This window comes from Lactobacillus sp. WILCCON 0059 (assembly GCF_057197985.1).
In genome coordinates, this window is sequence record NZ_JBUBHN010000001.1 from 153,517 (window position 1) to 169,996 (window position 16,480).

A 16,480-nucleotide genomic window follows, 5' to 3' on the forward strand; every position below is an offset into this window, starting at 1 on the left:
ATAAGGAGTGATAACCATGTCTGAAGAACAAGATAAGCAAAGAAACACGCGCAAGAAGGAAAATAACCGTTTGTTAACTAAAGCGGCCATCATTGGGGTCGTTGCCGGTCTTTTGGGCGGTGGGATTGCTTACGGCGGCTTGTCAGCAGCCAATTTGAACAGCAATTCTTCATCATCCACGGCCAGCTCAAGCAGCAGCAACACTGGTGAAACCGGGTCAGTGACGACTTCATCCAGCGGCACTACTAAGGTCAACAAGTCAACGACCACCAGCGGGACGATGACTTCCGCTTACAAGAAGGTCCAGAACGCGGTTGTTTCAGTCTTGAACTACAAGTACACTTCCAGTTCATCATCAAGCTCTGACATCTACAGCATGTTCGGCTATGGCGATTCAGATTCCAGCTCAGATTCATCCAGCTCCAAGAAGTCTTTGACTTTGTACTCTGAAGGTTCCGGGGTCATCTACACGACGGCCAACGGCAAGGGCTACATCGTCACTAACAACCACGTTATTTCCGGGGCAGCCAAGGTGAAGGTCATCCTGGCTTCCGGGAAGACGATTTCCGCTAAGGTTGTCGGCAAGGACTCAACCAGTGACTTGGCTGTCCTGTCAATCGACTCCAAGTACGTGACCCAAACCGCTTCATTTGGCGACTCCAGCAGCCTGCAGTCTGGGCAGACGGTGATTGCCATCGGTTCACCAGAAGGGTCTGAATATGCGTCTACGGTAACGCAAGGGATCATTTCCTCACCAAGCCGGACGATCACTTACAACTCCAACCAGATGACGGTCATCCAGACGGACGCGGCCATCAACTCCGGTAACTCCGGTGGTCCATTGGTCAACTCAGATGGTCAAGTTATCGGGATTAACTCCATGAAGCTGTCCAGCTCCAGCAGTGGCGACTCAGTTGAAGGGATGGGCTTCGCGATCCCGTCAAACGAAGTTGTGACGATCGTCAACCAATTGGTCAAGAAGGGGAAGATCACCCGGCCGCAATTGGGCATCAAGGTTGCGGCGATTGCTGAACTGAACAGCTACTACAAGAAGCAGCTGGGCATTTCAACCAGTCTGAAGAAGGGCCTGTACGTGGCTAGCGTAACTTCAGGCAGCGCGGCAGCCAGTGCCGGGATCAAGAAGGGCGACGTGATTACGGCTGCTGACGGCAAGACGGTCAACGACGTGGCCACCCTGCACAGCATCTTGTACAGCCACAATGTTGGCGACAAGGTCAAGATCACGGTCAACCGGAACGGCAAGACCATGACCTTCACGGTAACCCTGCAGGCAAGCAACTAATTTAAGAACAAATAATCCAGTGGATCAGCAGATCTGTTGGATTTTTTGTTTTTTTCAAAACAAAAGCGGGGTAAAGCCAAGGTAAAGTTCGGAAATATTTCTTGTCAAGGAAAATTTTTAGGGAAACTTTATCCCCAATCCTGTGGAAAAGACCGTGAATTGTGCAAAAAATGGGGTAAAAAGCTCCTGAAAAGCTGTGGATAAGCTGTGGATTGTGTGTAAGTTCCACGGGCAAAAGTCATGTTAAAACGTCTGTTCAAGGCGGCAGGCCGGGCTTTTTCGGTGATTGTTTGTGAAAATGTCCAGTCCACAGGCGGCTTGTGGAATGGTTACACGGAATTTTAGAAATTTTTTGGCAAAAAGCTAGACCTAGATAGAATTCTGCTCTAGTCCACTAGATCTAGAAAAGGCCTTTCCACAGCTGTGGAAAAAGGCGGTTGATAAATTGTTAATTGTGGGGATAGAAGCAAAAATGGTAAAATAGGTGCATTATGAATATCAAAATTGTTTGCGTTGGAAAATTAAAAGAGAAGTATTTTAAGGATGGGATCGCGGAGTACCAGAAGCGGCTGAGCCGCTTTGCCAAGGTGGAGATCGTGCAGGTGCCGGATGAGAAGGCGCCGGAAAGCCTCAGCCCGGCCCAGATGGAAGAAGTCAAGAAGAGGGAAGGCGAGCGGATCCTGAGCAAGATCAAGGACAAAGAATATGTCTACGTCCTAGCCATTAAGGGCAAAGAGCGGGCTAGCGAAGAGTTCGCCAAGGAACTGAAGGATCTGGGAACCTACGGGCATTCCGACATTACTTTCGTGATCGGGGGGAGCCTGGGGACCAGTGACGCGGTCAACAAGCGGGCCAACGATCTCTTCAGTTTCGGCAAGCTGACCATGCCCCACCAATTGATGCGGCTGGTTTTGATTGAGCAGATTTACCGGGCCTTTATGATCAACTCTGGCAGTCCTTACCACAAGTAGAATAGATTTTTTAGCCTCTCCTGGGAAATATGCAGGAGAGGCTTTTTGTATACGAATTAGTCTAGTGCTAGAATCTAAGGTGAAAGTGTTTTATTAGGGGGAGCTGAATAAAAAATGGAGATCTGTGATTTGCTCAAGCAGACGAGAATAGATTTGGGCTTGACCCAGCAGGGAATGGCGGGAGAAGTCATGTCAGTGGCCCAGTACTCTCGGATTGAGAGCGGAGAGCAGCGGATCAAGGCTGAGGATCTGCTGGAGCTTTTGGAAAGCCACAACTATGATTTGGGCTACTTTTTCACCAAAATGATTTATAGCCGGCGAGAGGAAAAAGAGGCTGACTGGATCAATATCGAGTTCCGGGTGAAGAGCGCCTTTTATGATTGGAACTGGAAAAAGATGAGCTTTTTGAAAGAGCAGGCGGCCAATCTGACGGGGAAGACAGCCCTGCGGGTTGGCGGGGACCTGGTGGCTTATCTGCTGGATCCAGACCTTAAAGATCATGAGCAGCTAAAAAACGAGGTATCGGATTATTTCTTCAGTCTGGACAATTGGATGGACGATACGGAAGCAATTGTTGTTTTTGCCGCGGCGATTCAGTTGATGAAGTTTGATATTGCCTACTTTTGGCTGAGTGAACTGCTAGACAAGTATCAACAGATCGATAATTTTTCTAGAGACCAGCAGGAAGCGGTAGGCAAGGCCTGTGTCAGCTTCTGTCAGCGCTGCAGGAAAGAAGGCATTGCCAAGGCGGCCAAGCCGGCCATAGAAGTTCTAGGACAGCTGTCTCCTTGCCTGGAGTTTGTAGCCTACCGCTTGCTTGGCAAGTATTACGCGGGGCTTTTTTCAGGGCAAGATGAGGAGGCGGAAAGAATCAAGGGGATACTCAGAGAATCTGGACTGGAAAGATTTGTCGATCATTTTCTCTTGTGAAGATTTGCAGATCTGCAAATGCTGATTCATATCTGCAATTTTGCTCTCTAGCTGGAAAAAGCGATGTAGAATAGCCATGTAAACGGATTATGAGTCATGAAAGGGACGATTTAAATGACTAAAACAGAGCATTACATGTGGCTGGCTAATGACCTGCTTTTGACGGCAGCTGCAGTGTCGCTGATCATTAATTTAGTCGGCCAGACGGCTTCCGGTTATGCCTTCAGTGGCAGTCATGGGCAGGCAACAGAACTGCTTTATGATGCCTTTATTTTGCTCGTTGCCGTGGCTGCTTTGGGAGTATGGCTGAGCAAGTGGTTGGCTCCTGCAGCGGCTTGGGTGATTGGCGCCTGCCTTTTGCTGGGCCTTGTAATTGACCGGGTGGTAGGCCTGTATTTCGGCTTGACCTGGTACTGGACTTCGGCTGTTGTTGCTTTGGCGGTCAGTCTGGTTCTGGCCAGCTACCGCTGGCGGGGGAAGGCAGTCTTTAACTATTGGCTGGCCGGCATCCTCTTGGCCGTCAGCCTAATCAGCTGCGTGATGGCCTGGGTTGGGTAAAAACGAAGGTGACAGAGATGAAATTCTTAAAGATTTTAGTCAAAGTGGTTGATGTAATCTTACTATGCTTTTTGACTGTGGTAGTTTGCTCAAATTTAAAGGATTACATCAATGCCCTAAGAACGATCAAAGGGACGGATTTAAAGGTAACGGTTTTGGGCCATGTGGTTTTTATCTTGGTCTTGTTGGCAGAATTATCCTTAGCTGTATTCAGCCAAAAAATTCCCCGTAAGCCGTTCTTGATTATTGGCCTAGTTTGCATCGCCTTGACGTTGATAGGACTGATTACGCCAATCGCTTTTGGTCCGGGCAATTTACCACTTAACTTCTTGGCCTTAGTGTTATTGGCTGTTAGCCGCTTTTTGCAAGAAAACATAGCTCAGAAGAGAACGTTGTGAAGAGAAAAAGTTATTAAACTTAGCAAGAACCACGCGTTAACATATGTAAATCTGGTTGCTGTAATTTTTAACAAAAGCAAAAAATGACGGCTGCCGCAAAAATCACTGCTCCAAAATTTAGCTTAGGTTTATAATATAAGTGAATAGTTTTTTGGAAATAGGAGCGTGATTATGATGAAAAACTTTGCAACTAAGCCAGCCGTCAAAACCGTCTTTCTGCTGGCTGGTATCTGTTTGGCCTTGTTTATGGCGGTTCAGTGGATCTTAGCCTTGGGCGACCCAGGTCCAGTTTCATGGACAATCGCTGGCATGATCGCGATCACCCTGCTGACCCTATTTCTGGGTCTCACGCCCTTGACCAAGCTCAGCCCGGCAGTAGGCTACGTAACTGTTGCAGCATTAGCAGTTATCGTCTTGATTTTTGTCTTCAATATTCATGAATACATCTCAATCGGCATTTTGTACCTAATCTACGCGGCCCTGGCCTGTGGCCTTTTACGGGCTAAAAAATAATAGATAGACAGAAAAATGGCTTCCGGGATTTTCTCCCAGAAGCCATTTTCATTATGCGGATTTGATTAAGCGAAGATTTCTTCAACTTCAACTACTACGGCAGCAGCAGTTTCCGGCTTGCCAACCTTAGCAGCGTATTCCTTGGCGAAGTCGTCGCCTTCGTGGATAGTCACGCTGCCGACCACGCGCACGTTAGTGTGGCTTGGCACGTCAGCAACTACAACAGCAACCTTGCTGCCGTTCTTGATGTTTTCCCACAAGTGTGAGAAGGTAACTTCGCTCCAGACCAGGTGCTTGTCGTCCAAAGCAGTTACGGAACCCTTAGGACCAACTTGTGGGTTGCCGTCCTTGTCAACGGAAGCAACGAATGCCAAAGCGTCGTTAAAGAACTTTTGTTGGTCAGCAGTCAAAGTAGTAGCGTCTAATTTCTTCATAATAGTAATTTCCCTTCTTTTTACTTAAGTAGCAATTTTTTCTCTTGATACTTAGTATTATAGGACCTCCCCAGGCAAAAGAAATTGATCTAGGTCAATTTTATAACTTTTTTACTAAAATTTTTTTGCAACTTTTATGGCAGTAAAAAAGCTCCCAGATTCAAAAGAAGAATGGCAATAACAAAGAGCAGCCAGTCCTTACCAGTCAGCGGCACTTCAACGATCACCGACCGCGGGGCGCCTTCCCGGTAGCCATGGGACTCCATCCCTTGGGCCAGGTTGTCGGCGCTGTTTAAAGCCACCAAAATTGCCTTAAAGTAGAGAACCGGGGACCAAAAGGAGAGGTAGACTCCCCGCATCATCCCGGCCACCCGGATCTGCTTGACCGCGGCCTGCATGCGGGGAATGATGTTCAAAGCCGCCAAGGTCCCGTAGGCAAACTTGCTTGGCAGGTGCAGGTTCTGTTCCAGTGACCGGGCCATCTCTTCGGCCGTGGTCGAAATGGTCAGGCAGGCCGTGGTAAAGGTATATACGAGCACCCGGCTGGAAATGTCCAAAGCATACCAGAGGTCGCGGTGGTCACTGAAGATGTAGCCAGAAGAAAAGACGGTAATTGCCGCCAGGCCCGCCGCCAAAAGCATCCCGCCCAGGGCCTTGGGCTTGATCCGCCGGTATAAAAGGTAGGCAAAGGCCAGGACAATAACGATGATGTTGCTGATGAGGCTGACCCTAAAAGATAACTCCAGTGAAATGATCAAGGTCAGCAAGAACTTCAAGCTGGGATTCATTTTGCTTTTAGTCATTTTCTCCTCCCCCTAGTCTTCTACAAAAGCCAGTTTTTTGTCAGCCAGGCGCAGGTGATAGTCACACCAATCGCTGATTCCGTAAAACTGGTGGCTGATCAGCAGGATCGTCTGCTTGCTCTTTTCCTGGCACTCTTGCAAAAGCTTCACGACTTGCTCAATCGACTTCTGGTCCAGGCCGCTCAAGGGCTCATCGATCAAAAGCACTTCCTGGCCCGACAGAAGCATCAAGAGGATCTGCAGCTTCTTTTTCTGCCCGCCCGACAAGGAGTAGACTACCTGGTCTAAGTGGTCCGCCAAACCCAGATCAGCCAAGGCTTGGTCCAAAACTTCCGGGCTGAAGTAGGGCGAAGGGTGCTTTTGGCTCAAATCCAGCTCCTCTTTGACAGTAATCGCCATGAACTGGTCACTTGCATTTTGAAAAATTTGCGCCACATGCTGGAAGTAGGTCCGCTCCTTGAGCTTGGCCACTTCCTTGCCCTCCCAGGTTAAGGAGCCCTGGTAGTCCAGCAGCTTGGTCATGGCCTTAAACAGGGAGCTCTTCCCGCTGCCGTTTGGCCCCGTGATCAAGGTCACCTTCCCCTTGGGGATGGCTAATTCCTTTTGCTCAATTAAAGGCCGGCCCTGCTTGATGGTGAAATTTTTCATGACAAAAGCCGCTGGCTCGTTCTCTGGCAGGGCAAAATGCAGGCCGATTGGCTCAGTAGCCAGGAGAAGGGCTTGTTCATCCTGGCTCAAGAGTTCCACCTGCCCGCCTTCAAAGCGGTAGACCCCGTCCACCTTGCCCTGGTAGTCGTCAAAAAGGTGGTCGGTAATGATGATGGTCTTGCCCTGTTCTTTCAGCTTGGCTAAGCGGCCGATCAAGAAGCGGCGGGCTGCTGGGTCCACGCTGGCAAAAGGCTCATCCAGCAAAAAGAGATCCACGTCCATGGCGACCAGGACAGCTAAGGCTACCCGCTGCTTTTCCCCGCCAGACATGGTCACGATCTTCTGGTCCAAAAGGGAATCGATTTCCGCGAACTCGCTGGCCTTTTGCAGCCGGTTTTCAAATTCTTCTTTATTTTTCCCCAGGTTTTCCATGGCAAAAATAATCTCTTCTCTGGGCGTGGCCATGGTAAACTGCTCGCCAGCTTCCTGGAACATCATGGCCTGACTCCGTCCGCCCAAATCGATCTGTCCGCTGGTCAGCTGGCCTCCGTATTTCGGGTAGAGGCCGGCCATGATCTTCAAGAGGGTCGACTTGCCGCAGCCAGTTGGCCCGATCAAGAGGGAAAAAGTCCCCGCCGGCAGGGTCAAGGACAGGTCGCGGATAACCTCCCGGTCCCCGTAGGAAAAAGTTAAGTGGTCAATTGTCAGTTCTGCTTGCAAAATAAAAAGTCACCTCAAAAGCAGGGTGACCAGAAGTAAAGTTTCATTTTCCCTTGCCAGCATTACCTGGCCAGGTTCCATGGGTATCATCTCAGCCTTCCGGCACCCCGTTGATTCGTCTAATTGATTCTTATTTTATTATATTGGATCTGCTAAAGCCTGTCTAATTCAAACTTTGTCCAAACTGATTGAAAAAGCCGATTTATAGCACTTTTCTTAAAATAATCTTGGAAGAAGCTTTTACTGGCAATTTTTTAGCTGTATCCTAAAATTAAGGACTTTTAGAATTTAGTGGGAGCGAAAAAATGTCAGATCAACGAAGACGAATAATTACCGTGGCCTTGATGCTGTCAAACGTCATGTCCGGTTTGGACAACACGATCATCAACACGGCCTTGTCGCGGATCATTGCTGATTTGCACGGGATTGAATATACCGGCTGGCTGGTAGCCATCTTCTTATTGGGGACGGCTGTTTCTACGCCTCTGTGGAGCAAGTTGGGCGAGCGGCGGGGGAATAAACTGGCCTACCAGTTGTCAGCCGCCTGCTTTTTGCTGGGGGCGCTGCTCCAAGGCTGCGCCCAGCAGATGTCTTTTCTCTTGACCTTCCGCCTTTTGGCCGGGATTGGCAACGGGGGAATGGTGTCGCTTCCTTATATTATCTACTCTGACCTTTATCCAAATGCCCACAAGCGCTTAAAGGTGCTGGGTATGGTGTCCGCCTTCTTCACCACGGCCACCATCTTAGGGCCGCTTTTCGGGGGCTGGATCGTTGACGTCTTGTCTTGGCGCTGGGTCTTTTACATCAATATCCCGGTCGCCTTGATTTCCATCGTCTTGATCCAGATCTTTTTCCAGGAAGAGGAAAAAGCCCGGTCAGTCCACAAGGTCGACTTGGGCGGGGCTATCTGCCTGTCCTTTGGGGTGGTGGCCCTTTTGCTCGGGACCCAGCTGGTAGAATCGGCGGGAATCGCCACGGCTCTGCTGATCTTCGCGGCGGCCTTGATTTTCATCGGCCTCTTGGTCATTATTGAGCGCCGGGCGGAAGACCCGATTATCCCAGGCCGTTTGTTCAAAAATATCCCCCTGGTCGTCGACTTTACCTTGTTTGTTTTGATCTGGGCTGCTATGTCGGCTTACAGCGTCTACGCGCCGATGTGGGCGGAAGGCTTGATGGCCACGACTGCCCTGGTTGGGGGGATGACCCAGATCCCTGGGGCCTTTACCGACATGCTGGGCTCCTTGTCGGTGGAAAAAATGCGCCGGCGCTGGTCGGCCTACCAGGTCATGCTGGCTACCTGCTGGATTTTGGCGGCGGGCTACCTGATGATGGCGGTGGCCCCGCGCTACTTCCCTTACTGGGGGATTTTAATCGCCGGGATGCTGCAGGGCTGGGGCAACGGGGTCATGTTCAACCAGCTCCAGGTTAAGGTGCAAGAAGACGCGGAAAGCAAGGACGTGCCGGTCGCGACTTCCTTCTCCTATCTGATCCGGATGCTGGCCATGGCTGTTTCTTCCAGCGTCTTCGGGGTCATTTTGAATGAGCACCTGGCTAAAGGGGTCAAGGCTAGCGGGGGCAAGATCACTTTGTCCATGCTCAACCACCTGTCGGATGCCAAGACCCGGGCCAATCTGCCTAAGCAGGACTTGGGCCAGATGGAGAACATCCTCTACGGGGCTATTCACGCGATTTTCTGGGCCGCCTTTATCCTGGTCTTCCTGTCTTTGCTTATCGCCATCTGGGCCCGCTGGCGGGAGAAAAAATTGGCCAAGTTACGGTAATTTTTTAGAAAGGAGAGAGCCGATGACTGAAATTGCCAAGCTGCGGAAAAAATTGCTGGAGGCGGGGGATGCCGCCCTGCCGCTGAACAAAGGAAAAGGTCAGACTGCTGATTGTCAGTTTGTTTTACTAGGCGACAAGGCTGAAGGCTGGAAGACTGACTCTGTGACTGCCTTGCTGCTGCTCGCGGGGACGGGGCGCTTCCGGGCTGGCCAGCAAAAGTGGCAGGTCAAGCCCGGCGACTGGTTTCTCCTGGCAGCTGGCCAATCTTGCCAGGCCAGTTTAAAAGAGGGGCTCTTGGTCCAGCTTGTCTTGCCAAAAGCTTTTGCCATGCAGGACTTGAAAAAGGAGCTTATGCTGGGAGAAGCTGAAGAAGTAGGGACTCACGGCCGGGTGGCGGTTGACGGGCCGGCTGGGGAGGCCTTCCTGGCGGCCTTGACTGAGTACCAGACCAGCGATTCTTTATCTTCAGTCTTGCTCAAAAGCCAGCTGCTGACTGCCTTGGCCCTGGCCCAGCGAGCACTAAATGAAGCGGGCAGCTTGAGTGAGCGGGAGATCCGCCGCTATATTAGTGAAAACTACGTCTCGACCAGCTTGAAGGCGGCCGCGGATTACTACCAGCTCAGTCCCAACTATTTTTCCGACCTGGTCAAAAAGAAGACCGGGCAGAGTTTTATTGAGCTGGTTGACGAGCAGAAGATGGAGGCGGCCGTCCGCCTTTTGGCCCGGCCAGACCTGTCGATCAAGCAGATCATCGGCCTGGTTGGCTACCGGGGCAAGTCCTTCTTTTATGAAAAATTCGGCAAGTACTATGGGATGTCACCGGCGGCCAAGCGCAAGGAGCTCTTCCGCCAGCAGGGCATCAATTTATAAAGAGAGAAAACCGCTGAACTGTAAGTTCAGCGGTTTTTGCATGAAAAGAAATAGAAATTTTCAAATATGAAAAGTAAGGATGCAGGAACAGTTTGAGTGTTAGAATATTAGACAATTATTAACTAAATATGAGGAGGAGAAAGAATGATTGAAATCAACCAGCTTTCTTTTGATTATCGGACTTTTAGCAAGGAACCGGGATTAAAGGGAGCTCTGCAGGATATCTTCCACCGGAAATACCAGCTGGTGCCTGCCTTGAAAGATCTGAATTTGACTATAAAAGATGGTGAAATTATTGGCTTGATTGGACCAAATGGAGCAGGGAAGACGACATTGACCAAACTGCTGACGGGGATTATTCAGCCAAGCAGTGGCAGCGTGAAAGTAGCTGGGCTTATTCCAGGAAGTCGTCAAAAGAAGCTGTTGCGGCAAATTGGGGTCATGTTTGGGCAAAAGTCGCAGCTGTCTTGGAACTTGCCTGCTGTTGACACTTTGAATATGCTGGCGGCCATTTATCAATTAAAGCCAGACCGTTATCAAGCCAGATTGCGGGAGTTGTGCGATTTACTGGATATTGGCGAGATCGTAAAAACGCCGGTCCGCAAATTGTCTTTGGGCCAGCGGATCCGCTGTGAACTTGCTTGTTCCTTGATCCATGAACCAAGCTACCTGTTTCTGGATGAACCAACCATTGGCCTGGACCTATTAACGCAGGAAAAAATCTACAATTTTTTAAAAACTGAAAACAGACTGCATCAGACGACGATTATTTTAACTTCGCACAATGTCCGTGATATTGAGGCCTTAGCCCAGCGTTTGCTGATTTTGAGCAAAGGAGAGTTGATTTTTAATGACAGCTTGAATAAGTTGCCTCTTCAGATCGATCAATCCGATAGCTATTGCTTGAAGTATTGGATCAATGACCAGACTGACGTGCGGGAAGAAATCATTCATGATCCTCAGCAGCTTTTTGTGAAGATGGAAAAATTCCAGCCGGAACAGATCATTTCTTTAAGCAAAAGTGGAATATCAGCCGAAGAGGTCATCTTGAAAATATATCAAAGAGAGAAACAATGAAAAGATATCTGCCTGTTTATTATCTTGGCTTGAAGAACAGTTTGATCTACCGGGCTAATATGATCATGAAGCTGGTCCTGCAATTGGCGAGTCTGCTGGTTACAGTTTTAATGTGGAAGTTTATCTTGGCAGAGTCCGGCAACTTTCAGCAAATGGCCCGTTATCTGCTGGCAACCAATTTGATTAGTTTAATTTTTACAACCGGGCCGGTTTTTCAATTCGCGGACATGGTCGAATCTGGGAATCTTTCCCTCTATTTAACGAGACCTTTATCCTTGTACTGGTACCTGTTCAATTACAATTTAGGCCTGCAGACGCCACTATTGCTGTTGTATTTTATCTTGCTTCTGTTCTTGGTAAAAAGCGCTGGACCAGTGTTTTTGCTCTTGATCTACCTTCTTTTGAGCAGTCTGATGTTTTTCAGTTTGATGATGGTCCTGGCTATGCTCAGCTTTTGGTTGATCAATATGTGGCCGCTTAGAAGCGGAATTAACGCAGTTTACCTCTTGCTAGGAGGATTATATTTTCCTTTGAATTTATTGGGCCCGGTTTACCAGTATTTGAAATACAACCCTTTTTCCTTGGTGACGGATTTTCCAGCGCGCTTGTTGACGGGAACAATAAGCCAGCGCGATTTTTTCGCAAATTGCCTAGCCGTTTGCTGCTGGCTGCTTCTTAGCGTGCTGCTAGGAAAAGCGTTGTTCAAAAAAGGCATTAAAACTTTTGAGGGGGCAGGAGCATGAGAAAGGTCAAGGCTATTTGGCGGCAAAGCTTAGCTGAGTTTATGATCTACCGTGGTACTAGCATTATTACTTTTCTTTTGGCAACTGTCTTTCTGTTGATTGAGCTGCTTGCGGGGCAAGTTTATTTTAGTCAGCGTGAGAACTTGGCTGGCTGGACAGCGAACCGCTACTACGTCATGATCAGTTTCATGAATAGCGCGACCTATCTTTACAATTTGTTTTTCATTTTAGGCCATGAAGGACTGGGTGAAGACATCCTTGAAGGTAATCTCGACTATCTGTTGGTTAGGCCCAGTTCGAGTTACTGGCTGGCAGTTGGCAGAAGTTTGGATATTCCAAGTTTTTTCAACTTGCTGCTTTCGCTTGGATTACTGGCTTATTACCTTACTCATGAAGGGGCAAGTTTTGGCCAGATCATGCTGATCAATTGCATGATCGTTTTACCCGCAGCCTTGATTTTCATTTTGAACCAATTGTGCTTAACTTTGCTTTTTTGGTTTGAGGGCTTAACGGCCTTGGGGGGTATTGTAGAGGACCTGGTCAGTTTGGCCGGACGGCCAAAACAGATTTTCCCCCGAGTTATTCAGCAGTTTTTTACATGGATCATTCCACTTTTGCTAGTCAGCAATTTGCCAGTGGACTGGCTGCTAGGACGGGGAAAAATCCTGCTCTTGTATCTGCTCGTTTTTTTGCCCATCCTTTACTGGCTCTCGGTTAAGTTTTGGCAGCGGGGGCTGAGGCGTTATTCATCGGCTAATTGAGAAATGATTATCTAGAAAGGAGGTGTTGCGATATGGGACGTACTAGAACTGAATTAACGAAAGGCGGACCATTTCTTGTGGAAGGCTTAAATGATGAAGAATTAAACTTCTTCAACGCTTTAATGAGCAGTCCGAAAGAATTATCTGACCAATTAAACAATTTTAAAACAGAAGTAGTTAAGTAGAGTAGAAAAGATCACGGCTAATGGCATCTTTTAGGAAAGCCAATATTGCGTGATCTTTTATTTTATGGAGGGAAAGATTTGCAAATTGAGAGAGAAGTGCCAGATACTGATGCACACACTAATTGGCTTGAGTTAATCAATCGACTGCATTTAACTGCTGACTATAGAATGTGGGTTTCTGCTAATCTAGCCTTGCAAACCGTTCAGTGTATTTTAAGGGACTCAAAAAAGAAACAAGTTTCCGTTGGAATGGGCAAAGGGATGAGTCATATGCCCGTATTAGGAGCTGAATTCGAGAGTATAGAGCATTTGTTTTATAACTCGCAGATACATTCGGCTAAGCAACGAGTGCTTGTGTCGCAGATTATGGAACAAGATCTTGATTTTTTGGATGATCCAGCTTTAAATCAGCTTTCAAAAAGCACAAAGCTGACAGTAGATTCTTTTGTCGATATCGAAAGCTCAAAAGAAGTCTATTATCCATCCTTTTTAAGCGACGTTAATTTCATAGACGATGGTGTTTCGATAAACAATCATGCCTACCAGTATGCTTCTGATAGTGGTTATGCAAGTGGATCAACTGTAAATGAAGCTTTGCTTCATTCCATTAACGAATTGATTGAAAGAGACAGTATTTCAAGGTTCATCATCAAGTATGGCTTAGGTCTTAAGGAAAACTCGGTAACTGCATTTAAGATAATTCCTAAATCCTTGCCTAAAGATTTGTATAAAATCTATCTAGGACTAAAAGATACGGCAGATACAGAAGTAATACTGGTAAAAGTAATTAATAGCTATCAAATACCGACCTATTTTACCGCTGTTCTATCTCAAGGTAGCGATATTCTCCCAATTTACGGTTCAGGGAGCTCAGTAGATGAGCGATACGCTATAATGAGATCGCTCACGGAGGCATACCAATTAGTATCCGTAAAAAAAGAAAGCGAAAGTCAACAATTACGGAAACGTTTGAACTTGATATGGTCTGAAATCTCTCCTATGAAGAAGATGCTGTCTCTAACTTTTACAAAAAAGTTGGCTAGCGTGAGATATCGTCAATATGATATATATGCAAAAGAAGTTGACCAGATGATCAGCTATGAGAGGGAGAGGCTTAAACAAGAAGGCAGGAAAATTTATTATCGAGTGGTGAAAGAAGATCCGGGCTTTGTACTCGTTCAGTCGTTAATACCTCATTTTGAACGCTTCAATCTGGTTTTTGAAGGTCAAATTGTAACGCCTAGGCTGAGTAGCAACGGCTATCAGTAAACGCTACCCCAATAATCCAATAGTTCACTTACCAAATTGCTTAAGCCAATTTCAGTTAGAGATTTTAAATAAGCATTGATTTCCCGGTCATCGCCGCTTTCCCGGTAAGCCAGCAATTTTTTTAAAAAAACGATTCTGATTTTAAAAGCGGCCATTTGCTGTGGCAAATCAATTGTCAGAAGCTGATTCAAAACGTGGCTTGCGACAGAGTTTTGTTTTTGTTGGATCAAGCTGAAAACAATATTGGTCAGAGCCGTCCAGGCATTCAAATACAGTTCATAGTCTACCTGTTCTAAGTGGTTGAGTTGGTGGATGATTTTACTGCTGTATGAAATGAGTAGGTCAGAGTCAAGCAAATAAACAGAATTCTCAAGAAAACGTAGGCTTTTGAAATCTAAGTACTCGCTATCAAGCAGTAAATCTTTAAAAATCTCTAGGTCAGCTTCTGTTAAACAATTTATTTTAGTCAAAGTAAAATAGCTGTTGGCCGCGGCGACTGCCTTTCCTAAAATATCTGGATCTTTTGTTTGATGAAAGCTGCTGATTTGCCGTAAAAAGATCTGATGAAGCCTCCGGCTGTCTTTTTGCTGGATGAGCAATTGCAGCTCATCATAGTAGGAGTTGTCTAGATATCCTTGGACTTCCGTATACGCAAAAAACTCCCGGGGGGTGACTCCCACCCGGTCTAATAAGGCTAAAAACTTTTTGAGCCGAATATCGTCGACATCATTTTCCCAGCGTGACAAGGCAGGGCTTGAAGTGATATCTTTCGCTGCTTTCTGCAGCGTCATCTTCTTATAATTCCGTAGCCTTTTAAAATATTGTCCGTACATTTTTTCTTTCATCTAATACACATTTTTGAAAAAGGTAGCAATTTAATACGTGCATTATAACAAATAGAAGACGGAAGATAAATATAACTTAAATTTAGGTAGAGCAAAAAAGCTTCCAGAAAAATCTGGAAGCTTTTGTGTTGAAATTACATTTTTTCCAAGCGCTTGATCCGGTCAGCCGTTGGCGGGTGGGTGTCAAACAAGTGGCTTAAGCTGTGCCGTCTGATCGGGTCCTCAATATACAAAGACGCGCTGGCGCTGTTGGCCGCCTGCATGGGCTGGCTGTTCTCAATCTTGGTCAAGGCGCTGATCAAGCCGTGCGGGTTCCGGGTCAATTCAACTGAACTGGCGTCAGCCAGGTATTCCCGGTTTCTGGACAAGGCCATCTGAGCCAGGCTGGCCGCCAGCGGACCCAGGATCAGAACGAAAATAACCCCGATCACGCCGATGATCATCCCAAGCGTTCCGCCTTCCCGGTCGTCGTCATCGTCTCTGTCAATGCCAAAGCCGAACCAGACCCAGTTTTGGGCAAAGTCAGCGATAAAGCTGATGGCGCTGACCAAAACCAGGGCCACCATGGACAGGCGGATGTCATAGTTGCGGATATGGGAAATCTCGTGGCCCAGGACCCCTTCCAGCTCTTCTCTGTTCATCATGTCTAAGAGACCCTGGGTAACAGCGATGGCTGACTTGTCCGGGGACAGGCCGGTTGCGAAAGCGTTGGGGCTCTTGTCCGGAATCAAGTAGACCTCAGGCATGGGAATATTGGCTACTAAGGCCATGTCTTCCACGATGTGAAAAAGCTGGGGATTGTCCTCTTTATTTAAATGCTGGGCATGGTTCATGCTCATGACGACATTGACCGGATCCTGGAAGACCAGGAAAGAGTAAATCAAGGCAATGACGCCGGCGGTCAAAATGCCTGGCAGGGGCTTGTCCCACATCAGCTGGCCTAACCCAGCGCCCACCAGGGCAAAGATCAAAACGAAAACGACCAGGACCCCGGCCGTTTTCCGCTTGTTTTGGGCAATTTGTTGATATAGCATGGCGATCCCTTAATCTTTAAAAGGATACCTTTGGTACCTTGGTTTCTTCTTCAGGGATGTCCAGGTAGTCAACCTTGGTGAAGTGGTGAATGTTGGCTACGATGTTGGATGGGAAGACCACCAGCATCTTGTTGTAGACAGCCGCGCTGGAGTTGAACAATTGCCGTGAGTAGGCAATCTTGTTTTCCGTGTTGGTCAGTTCTTCCTGCAGGTTGGCGAAGTTGGTGTTGGCCTTCAGGTCCGGGTAGCTTTCAGACAAGGCGAAGATGGTCTTCAAGCTGTCAGTGATTTGGTTGGAGACCTTCATGGCCCCTTCGTGGTCGTCAGCCGGAATTTGAGTCAGCTGGTTTCTGAGTTCAACCACCTTGCTCAAAGTTTCCTTTTCGTGCTTGGCGTAGCCTTTGACGGTTTCCACCAGGTTAGGGATCAAGTCGTTCCGCCGCTTGAGCTGAACGCTGATCTGACTCCAGGCCTCTTCAGTGTTAACCTTGGCCTTTTGCAGGCCGTTGTAGGCTGAAATGTAAAAAATAACGATTAATACGACTAAAATAGCAATAATCCAGACTGCCATTTTTTGCCTCCCTTTCTAGGCCCCAGAGGGGCGTGAATTCACTTTGGCCAGATGCTTCCGGCCGT

At 47.7% G+C, this 16,480-nt stretch carries 19 protein-coding genes; 13 read left to right on the forward strand and 6 right to left on the reverse strand.

What is annotated here, in order from left to right; genetic code table 11:
* The first annotated feature begins 16 nt into the window (after positions 1-16).
* The 6 genes from ACYVUT_RS00755 to ACYVUT_RS00780 all read left to right on the forward strand — a co-directional run bounded on the left by ACYVUT_RS00755 (position 17) and on the right by ACYVUT_RS00780 (position 4,673).
* Positions 17-1,303 carry a S1C family serine protease gene (locus ACYVUT_RS00755; RefSeq protein WP_484499657.1) on the forward strand — a complete coding sequence of 429 codons (1,287 nt, stop codon included), beginning with the start codon at positions 17-19 and terminating at the stop codon, positions 1,301-1,303.
* A 491-nt stretch (positions 1,304-1,794) separates the two neighbouring features.
* Positions 1,795-2,274 (forward strand): 23S rRNA (pseudouridine(1915)-N(3))-methyltransferase RlmH, encoded by a 480-nt coding sequence (gene rlmH, locus ACYVUT_RS00760; protein ID WP_003620648.1) that lies wholly within the window; start codon positions 1,795-1,797, stop codon positions 2,272-2,274.
* Between the two features lie 114 nt (positions 2,275-2,388).
* Positions 2,389-3,204 (forward strand): helix-turn-helix domain-containing protein, encoded by an 816-nt coding sequence (locus tag ACYVUT_RS00765; protein WP_484499659.1) that lies wholly within the window; start codon positions 2,389-2,391, stop codon positions 3,202-3,204.
* Between the two features lie 114 nt (positions 3,205-3,318).
* Positions 3,319-3,762 (forward strand): hypothetical protein, encoded by a 444-nt coding sequence (locus ACYVUT_RS00770; protein ID WP_484499660.1) that lies wholly within the window; start codon positions 3,319-3,321, stop codon positions 3,760-3,762.
* A gap of 17 nt (positions 3,763-3,779) precedes the next feature.
* Positions 3,780-4,160 carry a hypothetical protein gene (locus ACYVUT_RS00775; RefSeq protein ID WP_484499661.1) on the forward strand — a complete coding sequence of 127 codons (381 nt, stop codon included), beginning with the start codon at positions 3,780-3,782 and terminating at the stop codon, positions 4,158-4,160.
* Positions 4,161-4,331: 171 nt separating this feature from the next.
* Positions 4,332-4,673, forward strand: coding sequence for a hypothetical protein (locus tag ACYVUT_RS00780; RefSeq protein ID WP_484499662.1), 342 nt, complete (start codon positions 4,332-4,334; stop codon positions 4,671-4,673).
* Between the two features lie 65 nt (positions 4,674-4,738).
* Here the strand turns inward: ACYVUT_RS00780 and ACYVUT_RS00785 are convergent, their stop codons facing one another.
* From ACYVUT_RS00785 to ACYVUT_RS00795, 3 genes are all read right to left on the reverse strand, one after another.
* Positions 4,739-5,107 (reverse strand): pyridoxamine 5'-phosphate oxidase family protein, encoded by a 369-nt coding sequence (locus ACYVUT_RS00785; RefSeq protein WP_439776147.1) that lies wholly within the window; start codon positions 5,105-5,107, stop codon positions 4,739-4,741.
* Positions 5,108-5,241: 134 nt separating this feature from the next.
* The gene (locus ACYVUT_RS00790; RefSeq protein WP_484499306.1) at positions 5,242-5,910 is read right to left on the reverse strand and encodes an energy-coupling factor transporter transmembrane component T family protein; all 669 of its coding nucleotides are present in this window, start codon (positions 5,908-5,910) and stop codon (positions 5,242-5,244) included.
* Positions 5,911-5,922: 12 nt separating this feature from the next.
* Entirely contained in the window at positions 5,923-7,278 is a 1,356-nt protein-coding gene (locus ACYVUT_RS00795; protein ID WP_484499663.1) for an ATP-binding cassette domain-containing protein, read from the reverse strand.
* Positions 7,279-7,583: 305 nt separating this feature from the next.
* Here ACYVUT_RS00795 and ACYVUT_RS00800 point away from each other — a divergent pair, with 305 nt between their 5' ends.
* The 7 genes from ACYVUT_RS00800 to ACYVUT_RS00830 all read left to right on the forward strand — a co-directional run bounded on the left by ACYVUT_RS00800 (position 7,584) and on the right by ACYVUT_RS00830 (position 13,965).
* Positions 7,584-9,059 (forward strand): MFS transporter, encoded by a 1,476-nt coding sequence (locus tag ACYVUT_RS00800; RefSeq protein WP_484501352.1) that lies wholly within the window; start codon positions 7,584-7,586, stop codon positions 9,057-9,059.
* A 22-nt stretch (positions 9,060-9,081) separates the two neighbouring features.
* Complete coding sequence (locus ACYVUT_RS00805; RefSeq protein WP_484501353.1) at positions 9,082-9,930, forward strand: AraC family transcriptional regulator; 849 nt, start codon at positions 9,082-9,084, stop codon at positions 9,928-9,930.
* Between the two features lie 144 nt (positions 9,931-10,074).
* Positions 10,075-11,007, forward strand: coding sequence for an ABC transporter ATP-binding protein (locus ACYVUT_RS00810; protein ID WP_484501354.1), 933 nt, complete (start codon positions 10,075-10,077; stop codon positions 11,005-11,007).
* Positions 11,004-11,750: an ABC-2 family transporter protein gene (locus ACYVUT_RS00815; protein WP_439776141.1), complete on the forward strand. Its 747-nt coding sequence runs from the start codon at positions 11,004-11,006 to the stop codon at positions 11,748-11,750. The genes ACYVUT_RS00810 and ACYVUT_RS00815 overlap by 4 nt, the downstream gene beginning before the upstream one ends.
* Positions 11,747-12,511: an ABC-2 family transporter protein gene (locus ACYVUT_RS00820; RefSeq protein ID WP_439776140.1), complete on the forward strand. Its 765-nt coding sequence runs from the start codon at positions 11,747-11,749 to the stop codon at positions 12,509-12,511. The genes ACYVUT_RS00815 and ACYVUT_RS00820 overlap by 4 nt, the downstream gene beginning before the upstream one ends.
* Before the next feature lie 32 nt (positions 12,512-12,543).
* Complete coding sequence (locus ACYVUT_RS00825; RefSeq protein ID WP_484501355.1) at positions 12,544-12,696, forward strand: hypothetical protein; 153 nt, start codon at positions 12,544-12,546, stop codon at positions 12,694-12,696.
* 45 nt (positions 12,697-12,741) lie between these two features.
* Positions 12,742-13,965 (forward strand): YcaO-like family protein, encoded by a 1,224-nt coding sequence (locus ACYVUT_RS00830; protein ID WP_439776139.1) that lies wholly within the window; start codon positions 12,742-12,744, stop codon positions 13,963-13,965.
* Here the strand turns inward: ACYVUT_RS00830 and ACYVUT_RS00835 are convergent.
* The 3 genes from ACYVUT_RS00835 to ACYVUT_RS00845 all read right to left on the reverse strand — a co-directional run bounded on the left by ACYVUT_RS00835 (position 13,959) and on the right by ACYVUT_RS00845 (position 16,415).
* Positions 13,959-14,810 (reverse strand): Rgg/GadR/MutR family transcriptional regulator, encoded by an 852-nt coding sequence (locus tag ACYVUT_RS00835; RefSeq protein WP_484499304.1) that lies wholly within the window; start codon positions 14,808-14,810, stop codon positions 13,959-13,961. The genes ACYVUT_RS00830 and ACYVUT_RS00835 overlap by 7 nt on opposite strands.
* 134 nt (positions 14,811-14,944) lie before the next feature.
* Positions 14,945-15,844 (reverse strand): zinc metalloprotease HtpX, encoded by a 900-nt coding sequence (gene htpX, locus ACYVUT_RS00840; RefSeq protein ID WP_484501356.1) that lies wholly within the window; start codon positions 15,842-15,844, stop codon positions 14,945-14,947.
* 16 nt (positions 15,845-15,860) lie between these two features.
* On the reverse strand, positions 15,861-16,415 hold the full coding sequence (locus ACYVUT_RS00845; protein WP_484499667.1) for a LemA family protein: 555 nt from the start codon (positions 16,413-16,415) through the stop codon (positions 15,861-15,863).
* Between the last annotated feature and the right edge of the window lie 65 nt (positions 16,416-16,480).

What these genes read in the sequence shown, in the direction of transcription:
- ACYVUT_RS00755 (WP_484499657.1), top strand. Translation starts at nt 17, where the DNA reads ATGTCTGAAGAACAAGATAAGCAAAGAAACACGCGCAAGAAGGAAAAT.
- rlmH (WP_003620648.1), top strand. Translation starts at nt 1,795, where the DNA reads ATGAATATCAAAATTGTTTGCGTTGGAAAATTAAAAGAGAAGTATTTT.
- ACYVUT_RS00765 (WP_484499659.1), top strand. Translation starts at nt 2,389, where the DNA reads ATGGAGATCTGTGATTTGCTCAAGCAGACGAGAATAGATTTGGGCTTG.
- ACYVUT_RS00770 (WP_484499660.1), top strand. Translation starts at nt 3,319, where the DNA reads ATGACTAAAACAGAGCATTACATGTGGCTGGCTAATGACCTGCTTTTG.
- ACYVUT_RS00775 (WP_484499661.1), top strand. Translation starts at nt 3,780, where the DNA reads ATGAAATTCTTAAAGATTTTAGTCAAAGTGGTTGATGTAATCTTACTA.
- ACYVUT_RS00780 (WP_484499662.1), top strand. Translation starts at nt 4,332, where the DNA reads ATGATGAAAAACTTTGCAACTAAGCCAGCCGTCAAAACCGTCTTTCTG.
- ACYVUT_RS00785 (WP_439776147.1), bottom strand. Translation starts at nt 5,107, where the DNA reads ATGAAGAAATTAGACGCTACTACTTTGACTGCTGACCAACAAAAGTTC.
- ACYVUT_RS00790 (WP_484499306.1), bottom strand. Translation starts at nt 5,910, where the DNA reads ATGACTAAAAGCAAAATGAATCCCAGCTTGAAGTTCTTGCTGACCTTG.
- ACYVUT_RS00800 (WP_484501352.1), top strand. Translation starts at nt 7,584, where the DNA reads ATGTCAGATCAACGAAGACGAATAATTACCGTGGCCTTGATGCTGTCA.
- ACYVUT_RS00805 (WP_484501353.1), top strand. Translation starts at nt 9,082, where the DNA reads ATGACTGAAATTGCCAAGCTGCGGAAAAAATTGCTGGAGGCGGGGGAT.
- ACYVUT_RS00810 (WP_484501354.1), top strand. Translation starts at nt 10,075, where the DNA reads ATGATTGAAATCAACCAGCTTTCTTTTGATTATCGGACTTTTAGCAAG.
- ACYVUT_RS00815 (WP_439776141.1), top strand. Translation starts at nt 11,004, where the DNA reads ATGAAAAGATATCTGCCTGTTTATTATCTTGGCTTGAAGAACAGTTTG.
- ACYVUT_RS00820 (WP_439776140.1), top strand. Translation starts at nt 11,747, where the DNA reads ATGAGAAAGGTCAAGGCTATTTGGCGGCAAAGCTTAGCTGAGTTTATG.
- ACYVUT_RS00825 (WP_484501355.1), top strand. Translation starts at nt 12,544, where the DNA reads ATGGGACGTACTAGAACTGAATTAACGAAAGGCGGACCATTTCTTGTG.
- ACYVUT_RS00835 (WP_484499304.1), bottom strand. Translation starts at nt 14,810, where the DNA reads ATGAAAGAAAAAATGTACGGACAATATTTTAAAAGGCTACGGAATTAT.
- htpX (WP_484501356.1), bottom strand. Translation starts at nt 15,844, where the DNA reads ATGCTATATCAACAAATTGCCCAAAACAAGCGGAAAACGGCCGGGGTC.
- ACYVUT_RS00845 (WP_484499667.1), bottom strand. Translation starts at nt 16,415, where the DNA reads ATGGCAGTCTGGATTATTGCTATTTTAGTCGTATTAATCGTTATTTTT.